We start from the raw sequence: 14178 nt of genomic DNA on the forward strand, positions 1-14178 counted from the left end.
GAGGCCAGCCACCGGTCACCCGACTGACCAACCTCCCTGGACATCACAGCTAGCCCCGCCCGGTCACCTCGTCGTCGTTCATGGTGCGGGCCATCGCGGCGGCGGGGATGACAGCCCCGGCGAGGAACAGGATGATGCCGAGCCCGCCCATCATGTAGGCCAGACGGTGGCCGTCCCCGAGCTCCAGGCTCGAGCCGAAGATCAGGATGAGCGAGATCGCGAATAGACCGCCCGTCACCAGGTTGAGCGCCCGGGACCGGGCCTCGAGCAGGGTGGCCGTCTCGAACTCGTCCAGGTAGCGGGCGGGCGCGGTGTCCTTGGAGTCGATCGTCACCCTGAGCATCGTCCAGACGGTGCAGATCACCACGGTCATGGGCAGCCAGGCCAGGATGATCGGGAACCAGAAGTAGCCGGCCACCGCGATCGCGGCCATGATGCCCAGGCTCGCCCAGTTGAGACGGACGAGGAGCCGCCGGCGGGCCGCATTCCGCCAGCCGGGCAGGCTCACCTCGGTGCGCTCCAGGTTCTTCTCGTACCGCCGCTCCGCGGCGGTCAGGGTGTCGGGGGACGGGCTGTCGGAGGTCGGGTTGTCGGGAGTGTGCGTGGTCATCACGAGTCCTCTCGGTCGCGGCGGTACATCTCTGCGGACATCGGGCGGAACTCCTCGCGGGAGAACACGGCCTCGACCGGGAGGTCGAACACCTCGCAGATGCGAAAGGCGAGGTCGAGGCTCGGGTAGTGGTCGCCGCGCTCCAGTGCGCCCACGGTCTGTGGGTTCACCGAGATCTGCTCGGCGAGTGCTGCGCGGCTCAGTCTGTGTTCCGCACGCAGCACGGCGATCCTGTTGAAGATGGGGAGCTTCTCTCCCCGTCGCACTGGACTCATGGAACCAAGTGTTGGGAAAACACAACGATTTGTCAATAGGTCGTTCCGAGTAGGCTGGGTCACATGAGTACCGCGAACGTCCAGGACATCGAATTCACCACCATCGACGGGGGGCAGGCCTCCATGGCCGACTACGCGGGCCACGCGGTCCTCGTGGTCAACGTGGCAAGCGAGTGTGGCCTCACCCCGCAGTACGAGGGGCTGCAGGAACTCGCCGACGACTTTCAGGACCGGGGCTTCTTCGTCCTCGGCTTCCCGTGCAACCAGTTCATGGGGCAGGAGCCGGGCGACGAGGCCGCCATCAAGGACTTCACCTCCGGTAAGTACGGGATCACCTTCCCGCTCTCGGCCAAGGTCGACGTCAACGGCGACGCCCGGCACCCGCTGTACGCCGAGCTGACCAAGGTCGCGGACGCCGATGGCGAGGCGGGCGACGTGCAGTGGAACTTCGAGAAGTTCCTCGTCTCGCCCGAGGGGGAGGTCGTGGGCCGCTTCCGGCCCAAGGTCGAGCCCGGCGCGCCGGAACTGGTCGACGCCATCGAGGAGCAGCTCCCGATCTGAGCTGACCTGCCGCCGGCCCGCCACTCCCGCAGATGGGCGCGGATGCGAGGCCGGGCGTCGGCCCGCGTGATCGGCCCGGTCATCGGACGTACACCTCGTCGTCGTCGTCCCGTCATCCCGGACTGTCACCATGCGGCCATGACACCGCGCCTTGTCGTCTCCCTCTCCGGCCTCCGTGACTCCACGCTCGACGGTGCCGTCGACCTGGTCGGCGAGCTGGAGCGCCGGTCCGTGCCGGTCTCGCTCCTCGTCGCGCCGCGGCGCGGCCACGAGTACCGGCTCGCCGACGACCGGGGCACCCAGGACTGGCTGCGGCACCGCCGACAGCAGGGGGATGCGATCGTGCTCGGCGGTTACGACGACGCCGCCACCAGGATCCGCCGCCCCGAATTCGCCTCCATCGGGCCCTCGGAGGCCACCGTGCGGCTCACCGCCGCAGACCGGCTCATGGCCGACCTGGGTCTGCGGACACGGGCCTTCGCGCCGCCGCGTTGGAACGCCTCCCCGGGCTGTCTCCAGGCGCTGCCCGCCGTCGGCTTCCGCGTCTGCGCCGACCTGGGCGGCATCCACGACCTCGTCCGCGGTTCCACGGACCGGGGCCGCGCGCTGTCGATCGGAGAGGGGTTCGTCGCCGACGGCTGGTGGTGCCGGGCGCTCGTCGCCGCCGCGGGGCGCACCGCCGCATCCGGGGGCCTCGTCCGGCTCAACGTCTCGGCCAAGCAGTTGCACCGCAGCGCACCCCGCCAGGCGCTGCTCGACGCCGTCGACCTGGTGGTCGACAAGTACGACGCCCGCCTCGCTCGCTACGAGTGGTCGCCCGTCGCGCTGGCGGGCGCCGCCTGACGCGTTCGGAGGAGAGGGCGCCGACGGGTAGGATCATCGGCGAGCCCCGGTTCGTCCGGGACCATGCCGAGTACCAGCCCGAACGAGGAGTTCCCACCGTGGCCCGAGTTGTCGTCGAAGTCATGCCCAAGGCCGAGATCCTCGATCCGCAGGGTCAGGCCATCCACCGCGCGCTGGGTCGCCTCGGCCACGGTGGTGTCACCGACGTGCGACAGGGCAAGCGGTTCGAGCTCGAGGTGTCCCAGGATGTGACCGATGCGGAGCTCGAGGAGATCGCCTCGTCGCTGCTCGCCAACACCGTGATCGAGGACTGGAAGGTCGTCCGCGCCGAGGTTCTGGCGTGACCGCCCGGATCGGGGTCATCACCTTCCCCGGCACCCTCGACGATGTCGACGCCACACGCGCCGTGACCCGCTCCGGCGCCGAGGCCGTCTCCCTCTGGCACGCCGACGCCGACCTGAAGGGCGTCGACGCCGTGGTGGTCCCCGGCGGGTTCTCCTACGGCGACTACCTGCGCTGCGGCGCGATCGCCTCGATGGCCCCCGTCATGGGCGAGGTCATCTCCGCGGCGCAGGGCGGTATGCCCGTGCTCGGCATCTGCAACGGCTTCCAGATCCTCTGCGAGGCCGGCCTGCTGCCCGGCGCGCTGGGCCGTAACCGCGACATGCACTTCATCTGCCGCGACGAGTGGCTGCGCGTCGAGAACTCCGACACCGCCTGGACCTCACGCTACGACTCCGGCGCCGAGATCCTCATCCCGCTCAAGTCCGGTGAGGGTCGCTACATGGCCTCCGCGGAGACCATCGAGCAGCTCGAGGGTGACGGGCGCGTCGTGTTCCGCTTCGCGGGCGAGGCGCCCAACGGCTCCACCAACAACATCGCCGGAATCGCCTCCGGGAACGGGCGCGTGGTGGGGCTCATGCCGCACCCCGAGCACGCGATTGACGCGCTGACCGGGCCGTCCGACGACGGGCTGGGCCTGTTTCTGTCGGTGCTGGATTCGGTCGTCAGGGCGTAGTTCGCCTCGTGCCGTACGCATCCCTAAGGGCCCGCCGGGATCTCTCCCGGCGGGCCCTTAGGCTCGACTGGTAACCCAGGCGCTCCGCCTGGCCCCCGGTCCCCGGCGACACCGCTCAAACCGCCGGATGCGGTAGAACCGTAGGATGAGCGATTCCACCAGCCAGCCCACGTCTCAGCCGGCGTCCCAGCCCGCCTCACCAGCTAAGGCCGACCGCCCTTTCGACATCGTGTTGTACGGCGCGACCGGGTTCACCGGCGGCCTGGTGGCCGAGTACCTGCTGCGGAACATGCCCGAGGGTGGCTCGTGGGCCGTCGCCGGGCGCAACCGCACCAAGCTCGATGCGGTGGTCGCGCAGTTGGCCGCACAGTCGCCGGAGGTGCCCGCTCCCGGCGTCGTGGTGGCCGACACCGACGACCCGGCCTCGCTCGCCGAGATGGCGCGGTCGACACGCGTGATCATCACGACGGTGGGGCCGTACCTCGCGCACGGCGAGCCCCTGGTGGCCGCGTGCGCTGAAGCGGGCACCGACTACGTGGACCTGACCGGCGAGCCCGAGTTCGTCGACCGCATGTACCTCACCTACAACGACGCGGCAAAGGCCTCCGGCGCCCGCATCGTCCACGCCTGCGGATTCGACTCCGTCCCGCACGACCTCGGCGTCTTTTACACGATGAAGCAGGTTCCGGAGGACGTGCCCGCGGTGGTCTACGGGGCGGTCCACGCCGACGCGCAGTTCTCGGGCGGCACCTTCCACTCGGCGATCGGACAGTTCGCCCGCCTGCGGGAGGCGGCCAAGGCTGCAAAGCAGCGACGCCAGAAGGAGGGCAAGGTGCCCGGCCGTCGGATCAAGTCGATCCAGGGCAAGCCCCACCGCGACGAGGTGCTGGACCGTTTCCTGGTGCCGCTGCCCACGATCGACCCGCAGATAGTCCTGCGTTCCGCCGCCGCGCTGGACAGCTACGGCCCGGACTTCACCTACTCGCACTACGCCTCCGTCGGCTCGCCGGTCACGGCCGTCGCCGGAATGGTCGGGGTCGGCGCGGTGGCGCTCGGCTCGCAGGTCGGGCCCATCCGCTCGCAGATCCTCCGCCGGATCGAGCGGGGCGCCGGGCCGAGCGAGTCGCGCCGTGCCCGGTCCTCGTTCGACGTCACGTTCGTCGCGCTGGCGGGCGGCCGTCGGGTCGTCACGCGGGTCTCCGGCGGCGACCCCGGATACACCGAGACGTCGATGATGCTCGCCGAGTCCGGTCTGTGCCTGGCATTCGACGATCTGCCGGCGCTGTCGGGGCAGCTCACCACCGCGCAGGCGATGGGAGACGCCCTGCTGGGGCGGGTCGAGCGCGGTGGCCTGACGTTCGAGGTCCTCTCGTCGTAGCGGCACCGGCAGCCCCGAGGCGGGCGTGGATTCGCCGGCCCGGGAAAGCCGACTAGACTCTGCCGCGTGACCACTCCTGTCGATTCCACCGCGAACGCCGCAGCCACCCCCGACCTGGAGCAGCCCTGGGCCGAGCTCGGTCTCAAGGAGGACGAGTACGCCCGCATCAGGGAGATCCTCGGCCGGCGCCCCACGGACGCAGAGCTTGCCGTGTACTCCGTCATGTGGTCGGAGCACTGCTCCTACAAGTCGTCGAAGGTGCATTTGCGCTACTTCGGTGAGACCACCACGGACGAGATGCGCTCCTCGATGCTCGCGGGTATCGGCGAGAACGCCGGTGTGGTGGATATCGGCGACGGCTGGGCCGTGACATTCAAGGTCGAGTCGCACAACAGCCCCTCGTACATCGAGCCGTACCAGGGCGCCGCGACCGGCGTCGGCGGCATCGTCCGCGACATCATGGCGATGGGCGCGCGCCCGGTCGCCGTGATGGACCAGTTGCGCTTCGGACCGGCGGACGCGGACGACACGCACCGCGTTCTCCCCGGTGTGGTCGCGGGCATCGGTGGCTACGGCAACTGCCTGGGCCTGCCCAACATCGGCGGCGAGACGGTCTTCGACAAGTCCTACGCCGGCAATCCGCTCGTCAACGCGCTGTGCGCCGGCGTCATGCGGGTCGAGGACCTGCACCTGGCGTTCGCGTCCGGCACCGGCAACCGCATCATCCTGTTCGGTGCCCGCACCGGCCTCGACGGCATCGGTGGCGTCTCGGTCCTCGCGTCGGAGAGCTTCGACGTGGACGACAACGGCGACCCGGTCAAGCCCCGCAAGCTGCCCAGCGTGCAGGTGGGCGACCCGTTCGCGGAGAAGGTGCTCATCGAGTGCTGCCTCGAGCTGTACCGCGAGAAGCTCGTGGTGGGCATCCAGGACCTCGGCGGCGCCGGCCTGGCCTGCGCCACGTCCGAGTTGGCTGCGGCCGGTGACGGCGGCATGCACATCGTGCTGGACAACGTCCCGCTGCGCGCCGAGGGCATGACCGCGGCCGAGATCCTGTCGAGTGAGTCGCAGGAGCGCATGTGCGCCGTGGTGGCGCCGGAGAACGTCGAGGCGTTCATGGAGGTGTGCCGCCGCTGGGACGTGCTGGCCAGCGACATCGGCGAGGTCACGGACGGCGACCGCCTGACCATCGAGTTCAAGGGTGAGACCGTTCTGGACGCCCCGCCGGAGACCATCGCCGACGAGGGCCCGGTCTACGAGCGGCCCGTCGAGCGCCCGTCGGCCCAGGACGCGCTGCAGGCCGACACGACGGCGAAACTCACACGGCCGGCCACCGGCGAGGAGCTCCGCCAGACCCTGCTCGACATGGTCGCCAGCCCGGCACTGTGCTCGCGTGACTTCATCACCGATCAGTACGACCGCTACGTGCGCGGCAACACGATCCTCGCGGAGGACGCCGACGGCGGCGTCCTGCGGATCGACGAGGAGTCCGGTCGCGGCATCGCGCTGTCAACCGACGCTTCCGGCCGCTACACCCAGCTCGACCCGTACACCGGCGCGCAGTTGGCGCTGGCGGAGGCCTACCGCAACGTGGCCGTCACCGGCGCGAGTCCGGTGGCCGTCACCAACTGCCTCAACTTCGGTTCCCCCGAGGACCCGGGCGTGATGTGGCAGTTCCGGGAGGCCGTCCACGGGCTGGCCGACGGCTGTGCCGAGCTCGGCATCCCGGTCACCGGCGGCAACGTCTCGTTCTACAACCAGACCGGCACCACACCGATCCTGCCGACCCCCGTCGTGGGTGTCCTCGGCGTGATCGACGACGTGGCCCGCCGCACGCCGACCGCGTTCGGCGAGACCCCCGGCGAGAGCGTCTACCTGCTGGGTGAGACCCGCGACGAGCTGGACGGGTCGATCTGGTCGCAGGTCGCGCACGGCCACCTCGGCGGCATGCCCCCGAAGGTCGACCTCACCTGGGAGGCCACGCTCGCGCGCATCCTGGCCACCGCCTCCAAGGACGGGCTCATTTCCAGTGCCCACGACCTGTCCGAGGGCGGGCTCGCCCAGGCGCTCGTCGAGTCGGCGCTGGCGGGGGAGTGCGGACTGCGGGTCGTGCTGCCCGCGGACGCTGACCCGTTCGTGTGGCTGTTCTCCGAGTCGTCCGGTCGTGTGATCGTCTCGGTGCCCCGCGGCGAGGAAATCCGCTTCCAGCAGATGCTCACCGCGCAGAACATCCCGCACACCCGTATCGGCGTCACCGACACCGACTCGGGCACCTTCGAGGTGCAGGACCAGTTCTCCCTGAGCACCGACGAGTTGCGCGCCGCGCACGAGGGGACCCTGCCGGCGCTGTTCGGCGTCGACCAGGTCTGACCCGGCCTCGCCGGGCCGGAGTCTGAGCCGGACCCGGGCCGGGGCCGGGTCGGAACCTGTGAAGGGGGCGGCGCTGTGCTGAATCTGCGCAGGCGGGAGAAGACGCTCGCCGTGGTGCTCGCCGGCACCGCGGGGTTCGTCGACGCCGTCGGCTTCCTCGAGGTCGGCGGCTTCTTCGTGTCGTTCATGAGCGGCAACTCCACCCGCATGGTGGTGGGCCTCGCCGAGGGCGATCTCGGGGGCGCGGGCATCGCCGCGGTGGTGCTCGTGTCGTTCTTCCTCGGCGCGGTTGGCGGGGCGCTGGTCACCCGCCGCCGCAACCTCGACGATCGCCCGGCCGTGCTGACCCTCGTCTCGGCGCTCCTGCTCATCGCCCTGGCTCTGCAACTGACCACCTCGGCCGCGCTCCTCGCCGTGCCCGTGGGGATCGCGGTGGTCGCCGCGGCGATGGGGTCCATGAACTCGGTGTTCCATACCCGCGGCGAGGTCTCACTCGGGGTCACCTATATGACGGGAGCGGTGGTCAAGTCCGCCCACCGGCTGGTCGACGCACTGTTCGGTGGATCCTGGGCGCCGTACCGGCAGCAGGTCGCGTTGTGGTCGGCGCTCGTCATCGGTGGCGTCCTGGGCGCGCTGCTACAGGTGTATATCGGGGTCGGCGCGCTGGGCGTGGCCGCGCTGGTCGTGCTCGGCACGCTGGCCACGACCGTGTTGGTGCGCAGGCGCGAGTGGCGCGCCCCGTGAGGGCGCCCGGCCGCCCGGTGGGGGTCAACCGCGTGGACGGCGTTGTCGTCGTCGCTCGTCTCCCCGCCTCGGCGCCGCACCGCCGCGCGCCGCGGACCTGAGCCGGGCCGCACGGTAGGCCTCGCGCGCGTCGAGGCCCCGCACCACCTCGTCGATCATCGGCCGCACGAACCGCGTGTGGTGCGCCGGGTCGGACGCCGCCGCGGCGGCCAGGTTGAGCGCGGAGAACGCCGCCAGCGTCAACGCCACGCGCACCAGCGTGACGGAGAACGGCAGACCGAGCAGCAGGCCGTCGGGGTTGTCGCCGGCCCCGGCCGTCCAGCGCGCCTCGGTGGCCTCCGGGACCGCGATCCACCCCAGGAAGACGAAGAACGCGAACACGAGCGCCGCGAACAGCGCCGCCTGGATGAGGGTCGCCAGCACCGGCACGATCAGCACGTTGACGCGCTCGGCCGGACGCAGCGGGGTGTCGGTGGACCACTGCTGCAGCTCGTGCCGGATGTCGTCGCGCGTGGTGATCCCCACCAGGAGGACGGTCAACGCGACCATCACACCGATGACCGCGAACGTGCGCGGCCACGACAGCGCCACCATCACCTGCCAGATCTCCGCGCTGAAGAACAGGAACAGCACCGCCAGCATGAGGATCGGCAGCACGCGCGCCACCATCGGCCCCATCGTGCCGAGCTCGCGCCGGACGCGCCGCGCGGACCAGCGCACCAGCGACCCCACGCCCGCGTAGGTGCCGACCAGGACCAGCGCGGCGGCGAGGAGGGTGTCGCCGAGGGTGGGGCCGTCCTGGGAGGAGAAGACGACGACGGGGACGACGACGAGGGCCAGCAGCGACCCGAGCCCGACCGCGAAGGCGGTCGCCCGGGGAACGCGCCGGGCGACCTTCCCCGTGAGCCATCCCAGGACGGGGGCGGCCACCGCGAGCGCGATCGCCAGAGCGAGGAGTTCGATGATCGGCTCCGAGGCGGCGAACAGGTCGGGCCGGGTGGGGTCGTCGTCGATGCCGAACTCGTCGAGGAACGCGACGGCCAGATCGTTGGAGCGGTCGAGCGCGGCGACGGCCGTACCGAATACCGCGAGCCCGGCGGCGAACCCGGCGCAGCGGGGCAGGAGGTCGCGAAGCCGCGCGGACGGGGCGATCATCAGCGGCAGGCCCAGCGCGCGGAGGTGGTCCTCGTGGGCGCGCGGCCTGCTCGCGGGGGTCGGCACGGGGGTCGGCACAGGGGCCGGCTCGGGGGAGGGGGCGGACGCGGGCACGAGGTCAGTCTCGCAGCGATCGCGATGTCCCGGGCGTGGACCGCGGACTATCGTCGAGCCATGTCCACCAGTGAGCGCGCGGGGTCGGCCGCGCCACCGGCCCAGCCACCGGCCGCGCCGCAGGCCGCCCCGCCTGCAGCCCCGCCGAGCGGCGTGGCGACCCCGGCCGGTCGCCGCGACCTCACGTCCCGCCCCACTTCGCCGCCGGTGTACGTGAGCCTGCCGTCCAAGATCCGCGACGACGCGGTACGGCGGCCGCTGCCCGGCCAGCTGGTCGACACGGTGTACTTCATCTTCGCCACGGTGGCGGCGGTGTGGCTGGCGTGGCGGCTGATGGACGATGCCTGGCACCGGACCTGGTGGAGCGTGACTCTGCTGGTGCCGTTCTGGCTGCTGGTGGCGTACCTGGTGCTGCCGCGGTTGCAGACGCTGCTGACGTCGGTCTACGTGCCGGGCTACTTCATCGCCCGGACCCGCACTTCGGACGGACTGCTGGGCGACCCGGTCAACCTCGCGGTCGACGGCACCGCCCGCCAGATCCACGAGGCGATGACCGCCTGCGGCTGGGTGTTGGCCGACGACGTCACGCTCCGCTCCTCATGGGGGATCATCGCCTCCTCGGTGTTCCGGCGGTCCTACCCGGCCGCGCCGGTGAGCCCGCTGCGGCTCTTCGGGCGCCGACAGTGCCTGGCCTACCAGCAGGAGGTCGAGGGCAACGCCGCGCAGCGTCACCACGTGCGGTTCTGGCGCTGCCCCGACGGATGGCTGCTGCCGGGCGGGCACCGCGTCCAGTGGCTCGGCGCCGGCACGTATGACCGCGCGGTGGGGTTGTCGCTGTTCACGCTGCAGGTCACGCACAAGATCGACGCCGACATCGACGTGGAACGCGACTACATCGTCGACTCGATCCTCTACAACGTGCCCGAGTCGACGGTGCGCGTACTGGAGAACTTCTCCACCGGCTACCACCACCGCAACGGGGGCGGCGACCAGATCCACACCGACGGCGACCTGCCGGTGATCGACCTGGGCGCGGTCGAGGTGGCGGAGGCCTCGGCGGCCGAGCTGCCGGCCGAGGTGGTGCGCGCCGCGCGCGGTTACGACGATCCGCAGGCCGAGGGCGGCGTGGCCTCGGGGGACGCCGACCGGCCCGCCGACGACACCCCGCCCGACCCCGGCCACCTGCCCCGGCCGGCCGCGTTGACCGCCGCAGTCGCGCTGGTCGCGGCGTCCGTCGTGATCCTGTTGATCCTCGCGATCCGCGACCTGGTCGACGGCGTGGACCTCGACGAGTTCGCGGGCCTGGAGCAGTCCGAGGTGGTGCCGGCGATGATCGCGCTGGCGGTGTTCATCGGGGCGGTCTACGGCGCGATGGGCGTGCTGGCGGTGCTGACCTATCTGGGGTACGCCCGGCCGCGCGTGTGGCTGCTGGCGATGGCCGCGGTCAGCACGGTCTCCACCGAGTACGGGCGCCTGACCACGGAGGCCGAGACCGACACCTTCCTGGGCGGCTACCCCGCGCTGGCGGTTAACGTGCTCATCATGCTGTTGTTGACCAGCGCGGCCACCCGGACGTGGAGTCGCCGCACCGCGCGGGACCGGCGGGAGCACCGACTCGGCGAGCGGAGCGGGGCCCCGGAGTGAGCCGCGCCCCCGATGCCGCGCAGGTGCGCGCGGCCGTCGAGGCGGTCCGCGAGTGGCTCGACGACGACGCCGCCGCCTCCGGTGACACCGCGGCCGTGCCCACGCCCGGTCGTTCGGCTCTCGCGGCTGCCGTCCGGGGGACGGTCGGCATTCTCGCGGCCGAGCTTCCCGGGCATGCGGTGGAGGTCCGTGTGCCGCCGTTCGCCGCCGCGCAGTGCGTGGAGGGGCCGCGGCACACGCGTGGCAGTCCGCCCAACGTGGTGGAGACCGACGCGCGCACGTGGCTTCTGCTCGCGACCGGCCGTCTCGACTGGGACACGGCCGTGGACTCGGGTCGGGTCCGGGCGTCGGGGACGCGCGCGTCCGCGGTAGCTGCGGGGTTGCCCGTCGTGCGGACGGCGTGAAGTAACTGACCCTCGGAAACGGAGGTCTCACCGGCGGGCTCCGGGGGCGTCGGGGGAGCGAAGTGCGCCGGGGACTTGGGGGGAGCGGGGTCGGTGTACGTAGACTTGGGCGGAACCGTCGGGGGTCGCCCGGGCGGGAATGCCCTGAAGCCGTGAGGGAGCGCCAGCAGGTGGAGAGTTCGTCAACACGTCCGGCACCGACCGGGTCACTCCGCCGCACCGGTGGCCGTAGCGCCGCCGTGGGGCTGGGCCTGCCGGATCCGTCCGCGCCCGGCCCGACCGGCCTACCGATCGACACCGAGCGCATCGGCCCCGTCGAGGAGTGCGGTGTCTTCGGTGTGTGGGCCCCGGGCGAGGACGTCGCCAAGCTCACCTATTACGGCCTGTACGCGCTGCAGCACCGGGGTCAGGAGGCCGCCGGTATCGCCGTGGCCGACGGCGAGCAGGTGCTGGTCTACAAAGATCTCGGCTTGGTCAGCCAGGTGTTCGACGAGAAGACCCTCGAGTCGATGCACGGCCACATCGCGGTGGGCCACTGTCGTTACTCGACGACCGGTGCGGCCACCTGGGACAACGCCCAGCCGATGTTCCGGCCCACGGTCGACGGCGGCTCGGTGGTGCTCGGCCACAACGGCAACCTGGTCAACACCGTCGAACTCAAGCGGCACGCCGAGTCGCTCGGCATCCGTGGTTACTCCGCGGACAGTGCACATTCCGACTCGGACATCGTCACCACACTGCTGGCGCACGAGGCGTACGACGGTGGGCTGGAGGAGGCGGCCGCGCGGCTGCTGCCCCGTCTGCGTGGCGCCTATTGCCTGACGTTCGCCGACGAGCACACCCTGTACGCGGCCCGCGACCCGCACGGTGTGCGGCCGCTGGTGCTCGGCCGGCTGGAGCGCGGCTGGGTGGTGGCATCGGAGACCTCCGCACTGGACATCGTGGGCGCCTCCTTCGTCCGCGACATCGAGCCGGGTGAGCTCATCGCGATCGACGGCGACGGGGTGCGCTCCCGCCGGATCGCCGAGGCCACGCCCAAAACGTGTGTGTTCGAGTACGTGTACCTGGCCCGGCCCGACTCGTGGATCAACGAGCGATCAGTCAACTCGGCGCGGGTGGAGATCGGACGTCGCCTGGCCGCCGAGCACCCGGTCGAGGCCGACCTGGTGATCCCGGTGCCCGAGTCCGGGACGCCGGCCGCGGTCGGATACGCCCAGGGCTCCGGCATCCCGTTCGGGCAGGGTCTGACCAAGAACGCCTACGTCGGGCGCACGTTCATCCAGCCCAGCCAGACCATCCGCCAGCTGGGTATCCGGCTCAAGCTCAACCCTCTGCGCGAGGTGATCCGCGGGCGCAAGCTCGTGGTGGTGGACGACTCGATCGTCCGCGGGAACACGCAGCGCGCGCTGATCCGGATGCTCCGCGAGGCGGGCGCGGCCGAGGTGCACGTGCGGATCGCGTCGCCGCCGGTGCGGTGGCCGTGCTTCTACGGCATCGACTTCGCCAGCCCGGCCGAGCTCATCGCCAACGGGGTGGACGTCACCGACGGCATGCTCGAGGGCGTCCGTCGGGCCATCGGCGCCGACAGCCTCGGCTACGTCTCCGTGGACGGGATGATCGAGGCCAGCGGGCAGCCGCGCGACGAGCTGTGCGCCGCCTGCTTCGACGGCCACTACCCGATCGCGCTGCCGGACGACTCACCCATGAGCGCCGCCGTGCGTGCGCTCGCCGCGGAGGTCGAGGACGAGCCCGAGAGCACGTCCCTGGCCACCGGATCCCCGGCCACCGGGCCCCACGACTTCCGGCTCCCGGCCCCGAACGACAGCCTGGACGTCGTCCGCCGACCCTGACCGGGCACCCGAGAAGGGGCCCACGAGGAGAAACACATGACCGAGAACTCTCACCTCCCCACGGGCGCGTCGTATGCCGCCGCCGGTGTCGACATCGACGCCGGTGAGCGCGCAGTCGAGATGTTCGCTCCCCACGCCAAGCGGGCGACCCGGCCGGAGGTGATGGGTGGTCTCGGAGGTTTCGCGGGGCTGTTCTCGCTGAAGAACACCTACCGTCAGCCGCTGCTGGCCTCCTCCACGGACGGTGTCGGCACCAAGATCGCCGTCGCCCAGGCGATGGACGTCCACAACACCGTCGGTATCGACCTGGTGGCCATGGTCGTGGACGACCTGGTGGTCTGCGGTGCCGAGCCGCTGTTCCTGCAGGACTACATCGCGATCGGCAAGGTCGTGCCCGAGCACGTCGCCGGTATCGTCGAGGGGATCGCCGAGGGCTGTGTCCGCGCCGGCTGCGCCCTGCTGGGTGGCGAGACCGCCGAGCACCCTGGCCTCATGGCCCCGGGCGAGTACGACATCTCGGCCACCGGCGTGGGCATCGTCGAGACCGACGAGATCCTCCAGGCGGACAACGTCAAGCCCGGCGACGTGATCGTCGGCATGGCCTCGTCGGGGCTGCACTCGAACGGTTACTCGCTGGCCCGCCACGTGCTGCTCGACCTGGCCCGTCTGCCGCTGGAGGGCCACGTCGAGGAGTTCGGCCGCACCCTGGGCGAGGAGCTCCTCGAGCCGACCCGCATCTACGCGCTCGACTGCCTCAGCCTCATCGCGGAGACCGACGTGCGCGTGTTCAGCCACGTCACCGGCGGAGGCCTGGCCGAAAACCTGGCCCGCGTCATGCCGCGCGGGCTCGTCGCCAGCCTCGACCGCGGGCGCTGGCCCGTGCCTCCCGTGTTCGGCACGATCGCCCACCACGGCCGCGTCGAGCAGGCCGAGATGGAGCGCACCTTCAACATGGGCGTCGGCATGGTGGCGGTCCTGCCCGCCGAGGACGTGGACCGCGCACAGGCCGTGCTGACGGCCCGCCACGTGGAGAACTGGGTGATCGGCCACGTCGAGAAGTCCGGCGACGACGCCGACGCCCCGCGCGTCATCCTCGAGGGCTCACACGCCCGCTTCTGACACCACCCGCGCCCGGCCCGGCGGCTCGCTGCCGACGGGGCGCGCACGTGCCCATCAGATTCCGACCCACCCACGCGGGGAGTCGGGGCCTGGTGG

14 protein-coding genes are annotated in these 14178 nt (G+C 71.4%); 11 read left to right on the forward strand and 3 right to left on the reverse strand.

The features are described from left to right. Nucleotides 1-49: 49 nt before the first annotated feature. Together ACWGLC_RS16490 and ACWGLC_RS16495 are read right to left on the reverse strand one after the other, a co-directional pair. Nucleotides 50-610 carry a hypothetical protein gene (locus ACWGLC_RS16490; protein ID WP_452100877.1) on the reverse strand — a complete coding sequence of 187 codons (561 nt, stop codon included), beginning with the start codon at nt 608-610 and terminating at the stop codon, nt 50-52. Next, entirely contained in the window at nt 610-885 is a 276-nt protein-coding gene (locus ACWGLC_RS16495) for a helix-turn-helix transcriptional regulator (RefSeq protein ID WP_452100878.1), read from the reverse strand. The genes ACWGLC_RS16490 and ACWGLC_RS16495 overlap by 1 nt, the downstream gene beginning before the upstream one ends. 63 nt (nt 886-948) lie before the next feature. Between ACWGLC_RS16495 and ACWGLC_RS16500 the strand changes: the two genes are divergently transcribed. From ACWGLC_RS16500 to ACWGLC_RS16530, 7 genes are all read left to right on the forward strand, one after another. Then, complete coding sequence (locus ACWGLC_RS16500; protein WP_230931488.1) at nt 949-1446, forward strand: glutathione peroxidase; 498 nt, start codon at nt 949-951, stop codon at nt 1444-1446. A 138-nt stretch (nt 1447-1584) separates the two neighbouring features. Then, nucleotides 1585-2289, forward strand: coding sequence for a DUF2334 domain-containing protein (locus tag ACWGLC_RS16505; protein WP_452100879.1), 705 nt, complete (start codon nt 1585-1587; stop codon nt 2287-2289). Between the two features lie 98 nt (nt 2290-2387). Next, nucleotides 2388-2633: a phosphoribosylformylglycinamidine synthase subunit PurS gene (gene purS, locus ACWGLC_RS16510; protein WP_452100880.1), complete on the forward strand. Its 246-nt coding sequence runs from the start codon at nt 2388-2390 to the stop codon at nt 2631-2633. Then, entirely contained in the window at nt 2630-3307 is a 678-nt protein-coding gene (gene purQ, locus ACWGLC_RS16515; protein ID WP_452100881.1) for a phosphoribosylformylglycinamidine synthase subunit PurQ, read from the forward strand. The genes purS and purQ overlap by 4 nt, the downstream gene beginning before the upstream one ends. Before the next feature lie 145 nt (nt 3308-3452). Beyond that, a complete protein-coding gene (locus ACWGLC_RS16520; RefSeq protein WP_452100882.1) occupies nt 3453-4685 on the forward strand; it encodes a saccharopine dehydrogenase family protein in 1233 nt (410 codons plus the stop codon). Nucleotides 4686-4751: 66 nt separating this feature from the next. Beyond that, on the forward strand, nt 4752-7052 hold the full coding sequence (purL, locus tag ACWGLC_RS16525; protein WP_452100884.1) for a phosphoribosylformylglycinamidine synthase subunit PurL: 2301 nt from the start codon (nt 4752-4754) through the stop codon (nt 7050-7052). Nucleotides 7053-7127: 75 nt separating this feature from the next. Then, nucleotides 7128-7796 carry a YoaK family protein gene (locus ACWGLC_RS16530; RefSeq protein WP_230931494.1) on the forward strand — a complete coding sequence of 223 codons (669 nt, stop codon included), beginning with the start codon at nt 7128-7130 and terminating at the stop codon, nt 7794-7796. Nucleotides 7797-7820: 24 nt separating this feature from the next. On the opposite strand, the gene ACWGLC_RS16535 is transcribed toward ACWGLC_RS16530, so the two are convergent. Further along, nucleotides 7821-9065 carry a hypothetical protein gene (locus ACWGLC_RS16535; RefSeq protein ID WP_452100885.1) on the reverse strand — a complete coding sequence of 415 codons (1245 nt, stop codon included), beginning with the start codon at nt 9063-9065 and terminating at the stop codon, nt 7821-7823. A gap of 60 nt (nt 9066-9125) precedes the next feature. Between ACWGLC_RS16535 and ACWGLC_RS16540 the strand changes: the two genes are divergently transcribed. The 4 genes from ACWGLC_RS16540 (at nt 9126) to purM (ending at nt 14082) form a co-directional block, all read left to right on the forward strand. Then, nucleotides 9126-10709, forward strand: coding sequence for an LssY C-terminal domain-containing protein (locus ACWGLC_RS16540; RefSeq protein WP_452100886.1), 1584 nt, complete (start codon nt 9126-9128; stop codon nt 10707-10709). Then, the gene (locus tag ACWGLC_RS16545) at nt 10706-11113 is read left to right on the forward strand and encodes a sterol carrier family protein (protein ID WP_452100887.1); all 408 of its coding nucleotides are present in this window, start codon (nt 10706-10708) and stop codon (nt 11111-11113) included. Before ACWGLC_RS16540 ends, ACWGLC_RS16545 begins: the two co-directional genes overlap by 4 nt. A gap of 170 nt (nt 11114-11283) precedes the next feature. Further along, nucleotides 11284-12963, forward strand: coding sequence for an amidophosphoribosyltransferase (gene purF, locus ACWGLC_RS16550; protein ID WP_452100908.1), 1680 nt, complete (start codon nt 11284-11286; stop codon nt 12961-12963). Nucleotides 12964-12999: 36 nt separating this feature from the next. Then, complete coding sequence (purM, locus tag ACWGLC_RS16555) at nt 13000-14082, forward strand: phosphoribosylformylglycinamidine cyclo-ligase (RefSeq protein ID WP_452100888.1); 1083 nt, start codon at nt 13000-13002, stop codon at nt 14080-14082. Nucleotides 14083-14178 lie beyond the last annotated feature (96 nt).

It is taken from the genome of Dietzia sp. NPDC055877 (assembly GCF_053615975.1).